The 14,906-nt window shown below is 70.0% G+C and carries 11 protein-coding genes; 6 read left to right on the forward strand and 5 right to left on the reverse strand.

Annotated features, from left to right (window positions below; genetic code table 11):
- Positions 1–102: 102 nt before the first annotated feature.
- Positions 103–2,952 (reverse strand): AAA family ATPase, encoded by a 2,850-nt coding sequence (locus tag ACFWHU_RS33250; protein WP_387229540.1) that lies wholly within the window; start codon positions 2,950–2,952, stop codon positions 103–105.
- A gap of 784 nt (positions 2,953–3,736) precedes the next feature.
- Between ACFWHU_RS33250 and ACFWHU_RS33255 the strand changes: the two genes are divergently transcribed.
- Positions 3,737–5,185, forward strand: a complete 1,449-nt coding sequence (locus ACFWHU_RS33255; protein ID WP_387229542.1) for a hypothetical protein — start codon at positions 3,737–3,739, stop codon at positions 5,183–5,185.
- 47 nt (positions 5,186–5,232) lie between these two features.
- On the opposite strand, the gene ACFWHU_RS33260 is transcribed toward ACFWHU_RS33255, so the two are convergent.
- Positions 5,233–5,775 (reverse strand): DUF1707 domain-containing protein, encoded by a 543-nt coding sequence (locus ACFWHU_RS33260; RefSeq protein WP_387229544.1) that lies wholly within the window; start codon positions 5,773–5,775, stop codon positions 5,233–5,235.
- A gap of 143 nt (positions 5,776–5,918) precedes the next feature.
- On the opposite strand from ACFWHU_RS33260, the gene ACFWHU_RS33265 reads away from it, so the two are divergent.
- Positions 5,919–7,058, forward strand: coding sequence for an AI-2E family transporter (locus tag ACFWHU_RS33265; protein ID WP_385803844.1), 1,140 nt, complete (start codon positions 5,919–5,921; stop codon positions 7,056–7,058).
- A 60-nt stretch (positions 7,059–7,118) separates the two neighbouring features.
- Here the strand turns inward: ACFWHU_RS33265 and ACFWHU_RS33270 are convergent, their stop codons facing one another.
- Complete coding sequence (locus tag ACFWHU_RS33270) at positions 7,119–8,684, reverse strand: MFS transporter (RefSeq protein ID WP_385803845.1); 1,566 nt, start codon at positions 8,682–8,684, stop codon at positions 7,119–7,121.
- A 211-nt stretch (positions 8,685–8,895) separates the two neighbouring features.
- Here ACFWHU_RS33270 and ACFWHU_RS33275 point away from each other — a divergent pair, with 211 nt between their 5' ends.
- The 3 genes from ACFWHU_RS33275 to ACFWHU_RS33285 all read left to right on the forward strand — a co-directional run bounded on the left by ACFWHU_RS33275 (position 8,896) and on the right by ACFWHU_RS33285 (position 12,123).
- Positions 8,896–10,455: an MFS transporter gene (locus ACFWHU_RS33275; protein WP_385803847.1), complete on the forward strand. Its 1,560-nt coding sequence runs from the start codon at positions 8,896–8,898 to the stop codon at positions 10,453–10,455.
- On the forward strand, positions 10,442–10,984 hold the full coding sequence (locus ACFWHU_RS33280; RefSeq protein WP_387229546.1) for a TetR/AcrR family transcriptional regulator: 543 nt from the start codon (positions 10,442–10,444) through the stop codon (positions 10,982–10,984). The genes ACFWHU_RS33275 and ACFWHU_RS33280 overlap by 14 nt, the downstream gene beginning before the upstream one ends.
- 221 nt (positions 10,985–11,205) lie before the next feature.
- Positions 11,206–12,123 (forward strand): hypothetical protein, encoded by a 918-nt coding sequence (locus ACFWHU_RS33285; protein ID WP_387229548.1) that lies wholly within the window; start codon positions 11,206–11,208, stop codon positions 12,121–12,123.
- A 71-nt stretch (positions 12,124–12,194) separates the two neighbouring features.
- Here ACFWHU_RS33285 and ACFWHU_RS33290 read toward each other — a convergent pair whose 3' ends face one another.
- Complete coding sequence (locus ACFWHU_RS33290; protein WP_387229550.1) at positions 12,195–12,755, reverse strand: CGNR zinc finger domain-containing protein; 561 nt, start codon at positions 12,753–12,755, stop codon at positions 12,195–12,197.
- Between the two features lie 84 nt (positions 12,756–12,839).
- Between ACFWHU_RS33290 and ACFWHU_RS33295 the strand changes: the two genes are divergently transcribed.
- On the forward strand, positions 12,840–13,532 hold the full coding sequence (locus ACFWHU_RS33295; protein ID WP_387229552.1) for a haloacid dehalogenase type II: 693 nt from the start codon (positions 12,840–12,842) through the stop codon (positions 13,530–13,532).
- A 275-nt stretch (positions 13,533–13,807) separates the two neighbouring features.
- On the opposite strand, the gene ACFWHU_RS33300 is transcribed toward ACFWHU_RS33295, so the two are convergent.
- Positions 13,808–14,664 (reverse strand): IS5 family transposase gene (locus ACFWHU_RS33300; protein WP_387229589.1). Its coding sequence is split into 2 segments (ribosomal slippage): positions 13,808–14,310 and positions 14,310–14,664, totalling 858 coding nucleotides; the frame shifts between segments, so codons are not numbered across the junction.
- Positions 14,665–14,906 lie beyond the last annotated feature (242 nt).

Raw genomic sequence — 14,906 nt, forward strand, 5'->3', positions numbered from 1 at the left:
TACGCCGAAAACGGCGACGGCACGGGGCCGTCGCACGCCCCCGTGCCGTCGCCGCCACCCCTACCGTCGTCGTTGCCACCCGGCGGCCGGGCGCCGACCGCGCTACACGGCCGGCGCGGCCGTCTCGCCGGACGCGAAGTGGTCCGACAGCGTCGGGATACGGTGCTCCAGCATCTTCGACGGCAGATCCGCCCGGCTGGCCACCTTCAACTTCCGGTACACACGCGTGAGGTGCTGCTCGACGGTGCTCATGGTGACGTGGATACGCCGACTGATCTCGCGGTTGCTGTAGCCGAGCGCCGCCAGCCCCGCGACCCTGCACTCGGCGTCGGTCAGCAGCATCGCCGCCCCCGGCTCCTCCGGCAGACCGAGGTGCTCCAGAGCCACGAGCCTGCTGCCGACGGCCGCCTCCACGGGGCCGGTCGCGGACACCTGTGCGGCATGCCGGGCGACCAGCCGGGCGCGTGCGTAGTCGCCCAGTTCGTAGTGTGTGGCGGACAAATCGGAGAACGCCACGGCGAGTTCACGACGGTCGCCCGAGGCCCTGAGCAGATCGATCGCCTCGTGCAGCAGCGACGTCCGGACATTGGGCCTGCTCATCTGCGCCAGCAGCCGAAGCGCGACGCCCCGCGCGCGCGAACTGGGCCTGCTGCCGCCCACCTCGACCTGAGCCTCGGCCCACTCACGCGCCGTCTTCGTCCTGCCGATGCGCAGGTTCGCCTCGGCGAGGTCGGCCCGCCACGGAATGCCCTTGTGCAGCTCGGCGTTGGCGTCGCGCAGCAGCCGACCGCACGTCTCGAAGTCACTGAGCCCGGCGAACGCCCGGTCGGTGGCGAGGTAATGGTGGCCGCGGGCGCGCAGGTACTGCACACCGAAGACCGTACGGAAGACGGCGTCGGGCAGCTCCCGCTCCAGGAGTTCGGCGGCCCGGTCGTGCCGGCCCAGAGCCGTGTTCGCGAACACCGCGGTACCCAGCGGCAGTCCGATCAGCACACCCCAGCCACGGGTGTGCATCATGTCCAGCGCCTCGGCGGACTTGGCGTCCGCGGTCTCCAGATCCCCCTGCAACAGCGCGATCTCGGCGCGCACGGCGGTCAGCAGCGCGTGCCAGGTGGTGGCCTTGCGTCGCGCCGCGTACGCGAGCAGCGTCTCGCACACCTCCGCCGCGGTCCCGCCGCGATCCGTGTGCGCGATGGCGAGCAGCGACATGGCGACCAACTCGGGCTTCATCCGGTCGAGTTGGAGTCCCTGGAGCGACTGGACCACGGAGGCGACCACCTCGTCCGACGCGCCGGCGATGAGCTGCGCCAGCTTGGGGCTGAGCCCCGCCAGTCCCACCTCGCCGTTCGCCGCCGGACCGCCGTCGCAGTGGTCCGAGGCGGTGCCGTCGCTCTCGTCGGGCCCGCCGGGGCGGCGCACACCGGGGACGCCGTAGAACCACTGCCTGATGAACTCCACCTCGGCGATGGACTGGTTGTCCCGGTCCGAGGCGACGGGGCTGCTCAGCGCGCCGATCGCGATGGCGACCTGGTCGGAGTCCTCGCCCTGCCACAGCATGTACCGCAGGACGGTCGCCGCGTCGTCCGCGTCCAGGCAGCCGTCGAAGACCGCCCGGCGCAACTGCGCCAGGGACGCCTCCGCCGCGGCGGGATTCACCCGCCACGCCGCACGGCCCAGGGCGGCCAGGAGCCGGTGCCGATCGTGCTCGTCCGTCCGGTCGCGCAGCGCCAGACGCAGATAACTCATCGACTCGCGTACGTTGTCGGCCCCGAGCGCCAGATCGGCGGCGCCGCGCAGCACCTTCGGCCCCCAGGGCTGGACGACCTCGTCGGCGGCGAGCAGTCTGGCCGCCACGTCACGTTCGGGCGCCCCGGACTGGTAGAGCAGTTGCGCGGCGGCCGTGTTGATCCGGGCCAGGTCGTTCTCCGGCAGTTCGTTCAGCACGGCCTCGGCCGCCGCCGGATGACGGAAGCCGTAGTCCGACAGCAGACCACTGGAGTTGAGGACGCTGACTGTCTCCAGCACGGTGGTGGGGGAGTCACCGGACACCAGGGCCACGGTGCGGGCGGAGGCGAAGTCGCCGAGCACGGCGATCGCCGCGCCGATCCGCGTGTGCGCGGGACTGGTGCTGCCGAGGCAGGTGAGTACGGCCTGCCGATAGGCGGAACTCGCGACGGGCTCTCCCGGCTCCGAGCCGAAACGGGCGCTGTCGTCGAGGAGCGCGTGGACGAGCATCGGATTGCCACCGGTGGCGCGGTGATAGGCGTCACTGGTCTCACGCGGGACCGGCCCGCCCGCGTGCCGGCCGAGCAGCGCCGCGACGCCGTCCTCGGTCAGGGGGGCGATGCGTACGCGTTCGTGCGGCTGTCTGATGAGCTGCCGGTGCACGACCGGCCCCCGGACGCCCGACTGCTCCCAGCTCACGCAGAGGACAAGGATTCTCTTCTTCCGTATTCGGTGCAAAAGGCTCAGCATTGCCGCGAGCGAATCGTCGTCCATCAGATGCGCGTCGTCGACCGCGATGACCAGCGGGCGTTCGGCCGACAGTTCGATCAGTGCCGCCGTGGCCTCCTCGGCCGCACGGGCGACAGCTCTTTCACTGTCCACATTCGGCCAATCCCGTTCTTCAATGACGCCCGTCCCGCCGCCGTCCTCCTGATACCATCCGGGGTGCGTCGATGCCAGCTGTTCGAGTGTGGCGCAAGACACCTCCGCATCCCGCAGTAATTGCCGAAAGACGCTGAGCGGTTGCTCCGTCCGGGCCGGCGACGCGGTGGCGAGAAGAACGGTCGCGCCGACTTCACCAACCGTTTTCAGTGTGTCGTGGACGAGTTCACTCTTCCCTGAGCCAGGGCCGCCCGTAATGATTACGAATTGCCCTATTCCAGCCGAGCAGGCGTCAAAGGCCTTTGCGAGCGTGTTTGCTTCCCTGGATCGTTCGAACAGACGCATACTGGCCCTTTGGCTGGATCCGGCGGTGGCGTTCGTTACGAGGCCGCTGCTGCGGCACTCGGTGGGGAGTGCAGGGGTGCGGTGGTGATCGGCTGCCCTGGCGTGTGTCGCCCTGCCGCCGGTACCGCCCCGAACGTGAGTGACACGCGGGGCGGAAAAAGCTTTCCGTTCGGCATATGCCGTCGAACTGTTTACTGACCGCTATTTGTTGCCGCGATGTGTCCGATTGCGGAGTCCGGGTTGGCCGACCCGTGCGGCGCCCCCGAGTTAAGGAGGGGCGGCGGCATGCTACGACTGTGTGAATTTTCCGTGCCATCGGTGAGTTCACAATATTCGACCATGCGGTGAGTGGGGGATTTCAGCTGCGGTGCTGTATGCGGGAAGAGTATGGATACCACTAATGAATGTCAACGTCACTCCTCCGAACGCTATTGGCGTCGAGGAGGCATTGCCCTTTGCTCAGAAATTACCAATGACAGCTGTTTGCCATGACTGCCACCTGTTCCGGGCGTGAAAGGAGCCGGAAACGGGCAAGCGCCCGCCCGTTTCCGGGCTCGAAAGAGCGGACCCGCGCTCCGACCGGGCGCGGGACTGCGGCGGACATCACAGCGAGAATGCGTGCGCTCCGCTTCTCGTAACCCGCCGGACATAGCGCCGCCCGCACAATGACATCGGCTCCACGCGAGTACGCCCGGGGGCCCGCACGGGTACGCCCGGACGCGTCCCCGCCCGCCCACCGACACCCCAATCGCCCCACCGCAACGCCCCGCTAGGGTTCGGCCGTATGACCGACCGCGTACTGCGTCTGCTCCGCACCCGCCCCGATCTGGCCGCCCTCGCGGCGTTTCCCTTCGATTTCGATGTGGACCGGGCATACCACGTCGAGGAGGTCCATCTCGCCTCCGGAGCCTCCCTGGAGCCGATCGCGGGGGACGACACGGGTGGCACGTACTTCCTGTGCGGAGGCACAGCCGTACTGCACGCATCCTCCGAGGGCGACGCGGTGCTCATCGCCGACAGCGTCTCCGAGGCACTGGAGATGCTTGTCCGGCTGCCCTGGTACTGCGAGGGCATCTCCGGCGACCTCGACGAGGAGCAACTGCGGGCGGCGGTCGACGCGGGCGACGCCGAGGCGCGCGCGGAGTTCGCCCCCGAACTGGACACGCACCGCACCGCGTTGCTCACCGGACTCGGGCTTCCCGACCGCCCCCTGACCGAGCTCGTCGCCCTGATGGAAGCGGCGGTCGACCGCACGGAGCCCGACCATCTCCTGCTCAACTCGACGGAGCTCGGGGCCTATCGGCTGACGGACGAATCGCGGCGCCGGCCGTTGCGGGACGTCGTGCTCGCTCCGGGACGGGCGGCGCTCGCGCGCGTACGGGCGGGCGAAACCGGAGCGTGCGACGAGGCCCTGGCCGACCCGGTGCTGCGCGCGGGCGTGGTGCGGGCCGCACAGTACGACCGCCGGGACGGCGACCTGCCCCTGCTGCGGCTACTTCTGGAGCGTGAGACGTCCGAGCGCACCGAGTGGTACACGGAGCGGCGGATCGCCGCGATGCTCGTGGCGCTGCACGGCGAGCGGGAGGATCTGCCGCTGGTGAGGGCCGCGACGGACGGACAGGCCGCGGGCGCCGAGGGTGCCCGCGACTGGGCACGAACCATGGACGCCGGCCGCCACGGCCGGGACCCGGAGACGGAGAGCGCGTTCACCTGGATCGAACTGGCCCGCCGCCAGGGCCGGATCGAACACGCCCGGGTCGCCCTCATCCGCCTGCTGGACGACACCGGCCCCGCCGACGCCGAACTGCTCGGCCGACTGGGCGAGGCGCTGGAGCGACTCGGCGACCACGCCCAGGCGGCCCGCGCCCAGTTCCTCTTCCTCTCCCTCCAGGACACCGACCGCGACCGGGCGGCGGCGGCCCACGTCCTGGCCCGGCTGGAGCGCCGCAAGGGTGATCTGGCCGCGGCACGAAGGGCGTTGGAGCGGGCACGGACGGCGGTGGGGACCGTGCCGCAGTGGCACCGTCGCGGCCTCGGTCGCCTGATCACCGAGCAGCACCTGGAACTGGCGCTCGCGGCGGCCGAGGCCGGCGACGCCCCACTGGCCCGCGAGACGATGGCGCACGGCAGGGAACTGCTGTCGACAATCGCCCGGCAACACGCCAAGGCACTCAGCGAGTTGTCCACCCGGGCGAAATGGGCCGTGGCCGCGCTCGGACGGGATCCGGGCTGACGCCTCCGCCTTCGGACGGCGTCACGTTCTCATCCTGAAGGCTCGCCTCAACGCCACGCGTGGCGGATCTTCAACCGTCCGTACCCCATGACACCGGTGATCCGGATCGTCGGCCCGCCGGGGCCGGAAGGCCGACGAGGCTTGTACCGCACGTCCTTCCACCCACTATGCAGACCCTCGATGTCGACGATCGCGTCACGAGGCACCGTGATCCTGGCCCCGCCGGTGCCCATCTGCAACTCGATCTCGATCAAGGGGTGTTCGATGATCGCCCGGGACAGATCCAGACGCACCCTGCCGAACGCCGACTCGACCTTCAGGGTCCGCGGCACCCGCCATGCGCCACGCCTCTTTATGCGTCCGCCGGCGGCGGCGATCGTGGACGTGGTGGGCGCCTTCTCCGCCGGGAGCGAGTCCAGCGCCGGCGCGAGATCGCCCCGAGTCCTGGCGGTGAGCGCGTGGTTGAGGCGTTCGTCCATCTCCTCGTGCGAGATGTGCCCTTCGGCGTACGCCTCTTGCAGACGCCGCACAGCGGTGTCGCGGTCTTCGTCGCTGATCAGTTGCGGCCGGTCTTCCGGCAGAGAGGTCACCGCGTCACTCTAATGCCGCGCCGCCGCCCCCCACCTGCCTGCCCGCCCACCCGGCAGCTCCGGGTCGAGCGAGACGTCCGGAGACGGTCTTGAATGGCGGCGCGCGGAAGGCGCGCGGACCGAGTGCCTTTAGGGTGACCTCCATGTCTGCCTCGTTGAACTCCGCGAAGAGCCGCGCCGCGCTACGTACCTCGGCCCGCATTTCCGTTGAATTGCTGGTCGTCCTCGTCATGACGGGGGTGGCGGTGTGGCTGCTGGGGCAGATGTGGTCGATCATGTGGCCGCTCGTGGTCGGCCTGCTCCTCACCACGCTCACCTGGCCCGTGGCCCGCTTCCTGCGCCGGCACGGGTGGCCCCCGGCCCTGGCCGCCTCCACGGTGACGCTGCTCTTCCTCCTGGTCGCGGCGGGTGTGGTGGCGCTGATCGCGGTACCGGTGGCATCCCAGTCGGGCGAGCTGACGGACGGTGTGAGCGACGGAATCGACAAGGTACGGGAGTGGGCGGCGGGGCCGCCGCTGAACATCGGGGAGGACCAGATCTCCGGTGCGCTCGACACCGGGGTCGCCCGTGTTCAGGACAGTGTCGGCAGCATCGTCACAGCTGCCGTCACGGGCGTGGGCACCGTGGTCAATGGTGTTGTCACCGCTGTTCTGGCGCTGTTCCTCATGTTCTTCTTCCTGAAGGACGGGCCGCGGTTCCTGCCGTGGCTGACCCGTCAGCTGCCCGGCCGGCTCGCCACCCACCTCCCGGTCGTCGCGGAGCGGAGCTGGGACACGCTGGGAGCGTTCGTACGGTCGCAAGCGTTCGTCGGTCTGCTGGACGCCGTCTTCATCGGTCTGGGGCTCTGGATCGTGGGAGTACCACTGGTGCTCCCGCTCGCGGTGCTCACCTTCGTCTCCGCGTTCGTGCCGGTCGTGGGCGCGCTGTTCGCCGGACTGGTCGCGGTGCTGATCGCGCTGGTGTCGAACGGCCCGACGGACGCGCTGATCGTGCTGGCGATCATCATCGTGGTGCAGCAGCTCGAGGGCAATGTGTTCCAGCCCATGATCCAGAGCCGGGGACTCGGCCTCCACGCGGCGGTGATCCTGCTGGCGGTGACGTTGGGCGCCAGCCTGGCCGGCATCGTCGGCAGTCTGCTCGCCGTACCGGTCGCCGCGCTCATAGCGGTGGTCTGGAACTACATGCGGGAGCAGCTCACCGACCCGGAGCAGGAGCCGCCGGCCGACCCGTCCCCGTCTCCGTCCCCGGAACCGGCCGCCGGTGCCACTGTCCCCTCGCAGTAGGCGGTAGCCGGCACGTGGCCGGGACGGCGATGCTCCCGTGGCGCCTGCGGCGGGAGGGCGCTAGGCGGCCGACTCCTCCGCCGCGCGGGCCCTGGGTGACTTGCCGTTGATCATGATGGCGCCGAGGATCGCGGCCGCGAGGAGAATGATCGCCGCCCAGGCGATCGCCACCGTGAAGCCGTGCACCGTGCCGGTGTTCACGATGCGCGTCCGCTCCGCCGGTGTCAGGCCGCCCTCGCGCGCTGCCGCGGCGAGATGGCTGGTCAGATACGAGGCCGTGACGGTGGTCGCGATCGTGTTCAGCAGGGACGTACCGATGGAACCGCCCACCTGCTGCGCGGTGTTCACCGTCGCCGACGTGACGCCCGAGTCCTTCGGGGCGACCCCACTGGTGGCCGTCGAGATGATGGGCAGGAAGGTCAGTCCGAGCCCGAAGCCCAGCAGGATGGTGCCCGGCAGGATGTGCCCCGCGTAGGTGGAGTGGGTGTCGAGGAAAGTCAGCGAGAACATGCCGCCCGCGCTCAGCAGCAGACCGGGGACCAGCAGCAGGCGCGGCGGTACGAGGGGGAGCAGCCGGGCGGAGATCTGGGTCGAGCCGATGATGATTCCCGCGGACAGCGGCAGGAACGCCAGGCCCGCGCTGAGCGGCGAGTACCCGAGGATGGTCTGCAGGAAGTACGTCAGGAACAGGAACGCGCCGAACAGGCCGATCGTCGTCATCGCCATCACGATCATCGAACCGCCGCGGTTGCGCTCCCGGACGATGTGCAGCGGCAGCAGCGGGCCGGAGGACCTGGTCTGCCACCAGGCGAACGTGACGAGCAGCGCGACGCCGATGCTCAGCACGGTGAGCACTTCCGTGGAGGTCCACCCGATCGCCTCGGCCCGGCTGAATCCGTACACGATCGCGACGAGACCCCCGCAGCCGAGGAAGACGCCCAGGATGTCGAGGTGCGCGCCCTTGGTGCCCGCGCGCTCCTTGAGCAGGGTGAACGCGCCGATGACGGCGAGGAGGGCGATGGGGACGTTCACGTACAGGCACCACCGCCAACTGAGCCATTCGGTGAGGATGCCGCCGAGCAGCAGCCCGATGGCTGAGCCGCCGCCCGCGATGGCGCTGAAGATGCCGAAGGCCTGGGCGCGCTCCTTGCCCGCGGGAAAGGTCGTGGTGAGCAGGGAGAGCGCGGAGGGCGCCAGCAGGGCGGCGAACACGCCCTGGAGCGCGCGGGAGAGATAGAGCATCTCCTGACCGATGGACGCGCCGCCGATCGCCGAGGCACCGGCGAACCCGATGAGGCCGATGATGAACGTACGCCTGCGGCCCACGAGGTCGGCGATCCGTCCGCCGAGGAGCAGGAGACCGCCGAAGGCGAGGGTGTAGGCGGTGATCACCCACTGACGGTTCCCGTTGCTGATGCCGAGCGCGCGCTGTGCCGAGGGAAGCGCGATGTTCACGATCGTCGCGTCGAGCACCACCATGAGCTGCGCGGTCGCGATGACGGCCAGCGCCCACCAGCGGTGCGGATCGGGTTCGTCGGCCGTGGGTCCGGGGTCGGAGGTCTGCGAGCCGCCCGGCCTGCCGCTCTGTGTCCCGCCGGGCGGACCGGGGACCGACGGATCGCTCATCGATGTCTTCCTTCGCAGTGGACCTCTGCGGCCATACCTCAGCCGCTCGGCGCTGAGGTCAGAACACCATGAATCGGACTTCCTTGCCTGTCCGACCCCGTGGTCCTCGCGGCCCGCGCCCGTGCCGCGGCACTGCTCCGAGTCCGTAACTATACCTTTCGTAAGGTACAGTTACGGAGTCGGAGCAGTGCTGATGAAGAGGTGTGCGCGGATGGTTCTGAGTACGAAGAGACGCTGGTCGCTGCTGGCGGTGGTGAGCGCGGGGCTCCTGTTGATCACGCTGGACAACTCGATCCTCTACGCCGCGTTGCCGACGCTGGTGGAGGATCTCGGCGCGAGCAGTTCCGAGAGCCTGTGGATCATCAACGCCTACCCGGTCGTGATGGCCGGTCTGCTGCTCGGCAGCGGAACCCTGGGCGACCGCGTGGGGCACCGGCGGATGTTTCTGACCGGTCTGGCGATCTTCGGTGTCGCCTCGCTCGCCGCGGCGTTCTCCACGAGTCCGGAGACCTTGATCGCGGCGCGTGGTCTCCTCGCGGTCGGCGCGGCCTCGATGATGCCCGCCACGCTCGCCCTGATCCGCGTCACCTTCGACGACGAACGCGAGCGGAACATCGCGATCGCGGTCTGGGGCAGTCTGGCGGTCGTGGGCAGTGCGCTGGGCCCGATCATCAGCGGACTCCTGCTCCAGAGCTTCTGGTGGGGCTCGGTCTTCATCATCAACGTCCCCGTCGTCGTCGCGGCGATCGTCGCCACCGTGATCCTCGCGCCGCCCAACGACCCGGATTCCTCGAAGCGTTGGGACCTGCTGTCCTCGCTCCTGGCGCTCGTCGCCCTCGTCGGCCTGGTGTTCGCGATCAAGGAGACCGCGAAGACGGACCCCTCGCCCTCGGTGATCGCTCTCGCCGTACTCGCAACGGCCCTCGGCGGGTGGGCATTCGCCCGGCGGCAGCGCCGACTGCCCTACCCCCTGCTGGACTTCACGATCTTCCGCAACCGGGCGTTCCTCGCCGGAGTCCTCGCGGCCGGCTTCTCCCTGTTCGCCATCGCCGGCATCCAGCTGATCACCACTCAGCGCTTCCAACTCGTCGAGGAGTTCACCGCGTTGCGTGCCGGGCTCCTGGTCGCCGCCGTCGCCCTGGGCGCACTGCCGACGGCCATGGTCGGAGGCGCGATCCTGCACAGGGTCGGCCTGCTGCCCATCATCGCGGGCGGTCTCGCGCTCAGTACCGTCGGCGCCGTCCTGATCCTGCTGAATTTCGACACCAGTACGGGTCTGCTCGTCACCGGACTGATCGTCACGGGCGCCGGCCTCGGAGCGGCCATGTCCGTCGCGTCCAGCGCGATCATGGGCAACGTCCCGGCCCGCCGGGCCGGCATGGCCTCCTCCGTCGAGGAGGTCTCCTACGAGTTCGGCAGTCTCATCGCGGTCGCGCTGCTCGGCAGTCTCCTCACCGCCGTCTACACCGCGACCGTCGACCTTCCCGCCGGGGTGCCGGACACGGCACGTGACAGCCTCGACAGCGCACTCGCACTGGCCGGGCAGGGGGCGGAGCCGGACACGGCACTGATCACCGCCGCGTCGGAGGCGTTCGACGGTGCCTACTTCGCCGCGATGATGGTGGTCGTAGCCGTTCTCACCGTCGGCGCGGTCGTGACCGGCCTTCTCCTGCGCCGCCACGGTCCCGGATCGGCTCTGTCCGCCCTCACCGCGCCCGCGGACCACGACACCCCGGACCAGGAGCACCAGGAACACCATGCGCACCAGTAAACGAACCCAGATCCTTGAGGCGGCCACCCGCGTCGTGCAGCGCGAAGGCGTCAAGAGCGTCACCTTCGACTCCGTCGCCGCGGAGGCCGGTCTGACCAAGGGCGGGCTCCTCTACCACTTCGCCTCCCGCGACGACCTCGTCCAGGCCATCCATCAGCACCTCGCCGACCAGTGGGAGGACGACATGATCGCGGCGGCGGGAAAGCCCGCCTCCGAGGCGACACCCACCGAACGGCTCGCCGCCTACGCCCGCGTCGCCATCCAGAGCGCCACCCGCGCCGAGTTGCTGTTCATGCTCGAAGGGTCGACCACCGCCCAACACGCGGCCCCCTGGGACGCGGTGATGGAACGCTGGACCCCGCCTGCGGCGGCCGCCGACGACCCTGCCGCGCTCGACCGGTTCATCGCCCGCCTCGCGGCCGACGGCCTGTGGCTGTACGAGTCACTCACCGACGCGCGACTGGACCCCGCGCTACGCCGTGCCGTCGCCGAACGCATCGCCGGCCCCCTGGCCGGCGGCGACGACTGACCCCGGTCCCTACGGCCTACGTACGGCCCGCTCCACGCGTGGCGCCGGGCGCCGCCGGAGCGGAACCGTACGAGCTGCCCGTGCAACCGAGTGCGACTTTCGCGCTCCGGCGAATGGAGCAACGGACGCTGGGCCGCGCTCACCAAGATCAATAATCTGACGCCCGGCGCGTGATCTCGCGTCAGCGGACGGAGAAGGCGAGCCACCCGGTGAAACTCCCGATGACCCAGCGCACGGCCTTGATGAGCGCGGCGACGGCGCTGTTGACGATCCTCGGCACCGTACCGGCCGGTGCGGAGGGTGAGTGGCACAAGGTCGGCAGCGACGCGCGCAGCGGTGTCAGCGGTCTCGCGTACGAGGGCCCCGCCGCGGACGGGGCCGGCGTGAACGCGCTGATCGTCCACGACAACAAGCGGTCCGGCCAGCAGCGCCTGTCCCGGATCATCCATGGGGAGAACTCCTCGGACGTCACCCCGATCGCCTGGGACGGGGCGGAACCCGTCGATTTGGAAGCCATCGAGGCCGTGCCCGGCATGCCGGGGGAGTATCTGGCACTCACCAGCCGCGGCATCGTCTACCGCCTCAAGGTCTCCGCCTCCACGGCGACCGTCGTCGACTACTCACCACTGCCGGCGATCGGCGAGGGAGACGACTTCGAGAGCTTCGCCCTCGTCGCTCAGCAGGGGAAACTCGCCGTGCTGTGGGCGGACCGGGGAGCCGGCGCGGAGCGTCCCGCCACGCTGTACGCGGCGCCGCTGACGTTCGCCTCGTGGGGGCAGCCGCTGTTCGGCGCCGTCACGCGAAAGGCGTACCGGGCGCCGTACCCGACGGGCGACGGCACGCGACACATCTCCGACATCTCGGTGACCGGCTCCGGACGGATCATCGTCAGCTCGGCGACGGACGCCGGAGACGACGGCCCGTTCGACTCCGCGGTGAGCGAGGCGGGCCGGGTGGGCGTGTCGGCGGCGGGCCGGGTACGGGTCACGCTCGCGGCGTCCCCCGCCGTACTGGGGACGTTCCCGCAGTACAAGGTCGAAGCGGTGGAGTGCCTGCCCGGCTCCGCCGACGCCGTTCTGGGCACCGACGACGAGAACCTCGGCGGACTCGTGCGGACGGTGCCGGTCTGCGGCAGCTGAGCGGGGCGCCGTAACCAACGGCGGGCGTACGCCTTGCGCGTACGCCCGCCGCGTATGCCCACCGCACGGACCTACCGCGCGGCCCCGGGAGCCGCGCCCGTAGCCCGTCTGCGCGCTCGATAGGCGGCGGCCTTCACGCGGTTGCCGCACTCGTCCATCCCGCACCAGGTGCGTCGGGCGCCGCGCGAGCGGTCGAGATAGATACGGGTACAGCCGGTGCGACCGCACTCCTTGAGACAGGCCTGCGGATCGGCGAGTACGGCGACACCGCTTCTGGCCACGTGGGAGAGCACCGCGGCGAGGTCTCCCGCCATGCGCAGTCCCGCGTCGCTCAGTTCGATCGTGAGCGTCGGTCCGGTGGCCGCGGCGTTGACGATTTCGAGGCTGCCCGGATCGAAGGGCCGGTCGAGCACGCGGTCGTGAGCCAGCCGGTAGATCGCTTCCCGCAGTGACCGCGCGGACTGGAAGGCCGCGACATCGGCGGTGACGGGGCCGGGAAGCTCGTCGCATTCGGCCACCCACCGTTCGAGGTCCGCAGGTGTGGCCAGGGTGTCGACGGGCTCGTCCCGGCGAGAGCCCACGGTGCCGGCCAGATCGAGGGCCGGGTTGCCGCTCACGTACGCGAAATTCACGTCACCATCTTGACCGGTGACGGGGCTGATGGCAAGGTCGTCACCTGCTGAGCCGGTGACGAACCGGCGCGAACAGGAGGACGTATGGCCGGCATCCGCGACATCGAGGTCGTCGTCTTCGACGTCCTCGGAACACTGGTCGACGAACCAGGCGGGCTCCGAGCGGAGATTCGTGCCGCCGTGCCTACGTCCGGCGATTCCCTCGTCGACGAGTCGCTCTCCGTGTGGCAGAGGCACCGTGAGCGCGAGCAGCGACGTGTCGGGCAGGGCCGGCGCGCGTACGCCAGTACCGACGTCATCGACGCGGAGGCCGCCCAACTGGTCGCCGACCACGCGGGACTCACCGAACCGGCGGCCATCGCCCGCCTGGCCACGGCGAGTCGGCGCCTGCCACCCTGGGACGACTCCGTCGCCGGTCTCGACCGGATCGCGCGCCGGTTCCCCGTGGTCGGCCTCTCCAACGCCGGCCGCACCACCCTGCTGCGGCTCGGAGCACATGCCGGGCTGCGCTGGCACCAGGCCCTGTCCGCCGAATCCGTCCGGGCCTACAAGCCGGCGCCGGAGGTCTACCGGCTCGCCATCGACACCGCCGGCTGCCCACCGGAACACGTGCTCATGGTGGCCGCCCACGCCTGGGACCTCCGGGCGGCCCGGGCGAACGGCATGCGTACCGCCTACGTCCACCGACCCGGCGGGGATCCGCCGACGAACACCGACGAATTCGACCGGCGCTTCGACGAACTGGACGAACTGGTCACCGAATTGACGGGGACATAGTTCATCACCACTGCTCCCACTGGCCCGACGGGCATCGGAGGTGGGGGCCGAGGGCATCACCGCTGCCCGTTCCGTGGGACCTGTCGGGCCGTCACCTCTCGTGATCGTCGTGGTCAGCGACCGCCCGTCGGCGGCCAGTCCGATCGCCGCTTCCTGTGCGATGCGGTATACGTGCCCCTGAGCCTCCGGGGTGAGTTCCGAGGCGCGCTCGTCCCACTCATCGCTCTGTTCGTTCCGCACAGCGGGGGCGTACCTAGGTCCTGTCGTTCGGATCATCAGGCGGACCAGAGGAAGATGCCTGCGATGTGGAGTCCGGCGAGGTAGATGGTGGCGGTCTTGTCGTAGCGGGTGGCGATGCCGCGCCATTGCTTCAGCTTGTTGATGCAGCGCTCGACGGTGTTTCGCTGCTTGTATGCGTTGCGGTCGAAGGCAGGTGGCCTGCCGCCCTGGCTTCCCCGGCGAAGCCGGTGGCCCTGCTGGTCCGCCGGGACGGGGATCACCGCCCGGATGCCGCGCTTGCGCAGGTGGTCGCGGATGGCGCGTGATGAGTACGCCTTGTCGGCCAGGACCACGTCTGGCCTGGTGCGGGGCCGTCCTCGTCGGCGGGGAAGGCGCAGACGGGCCATTACGTCGGTGAAGGCGGGCGCGTCGCCGGCCTGGCCGGCGGTGAGGACGAAGGCCAGGGGGCGGCAGTGGCCGTCGGCGGCAAGGTGGATCTTCGTGGTCAGTCCGCCGCGGGACCGACCGATGGCGCGGTCGTGCGGTTCGCCGGCCGGGGCCCCTTTTTGCGGGCACCGGCGGAGTGCTGGTGAGCGCGCACAATCGTGGAGTCCACCGAGACGGCCCAGTTGAGGTCCTCATCCGCGTCGGCCTGGGCCATCAGCGCGGTGAAGACCCGCTCCCAGGTGCCGTCAATGGCCCACATCCGCAGCCGGTTGTAGACGCCTCTCCAGTTGCCGTACTTCTCCGGCAGGTGGACCCACTGTGTTCCGGTCTGGAACTTGAAGGCGATCGCGTCGATGACCTCCCGGTGATCCCTCCATCGACCACCCCGCTTCGGCGTCCGGTCCGGGAGCAACGGCTCAATCCGCGCCCACTGCACGTCAGTCAACGGCACACCCGGACCAACGATCAGATGATCCGAACGAAACGGCCTAGGGCCTGTCGTTCGGATCTTGCCGGGGTCGCGGTCCCTGGCACGCACGCCCGCCGCGTTGTCGTCGGTCGCCAACGCTCCGCGTTGTCTCCCTCCTCCGCCTTGCGACCGCACGCACCAGACCCCACTCCCTGATCCGGCCTGATCCAAACGACAGGCCCTAGGCGTCGATGCCGCAGATCTCCGTGGTGAGGCGACCACGCGGGTGGGTCGGCGAG

Origin of the sequence: Streptomyces sp. NPDC060366 (assembly GCF_042725135.1) — a bacterium.
Classification (GTDB): Bacteria; Actinomycetota; Actinomycetes; order Streptomycetales; family Streptomycetaceae; genus Streptomyces.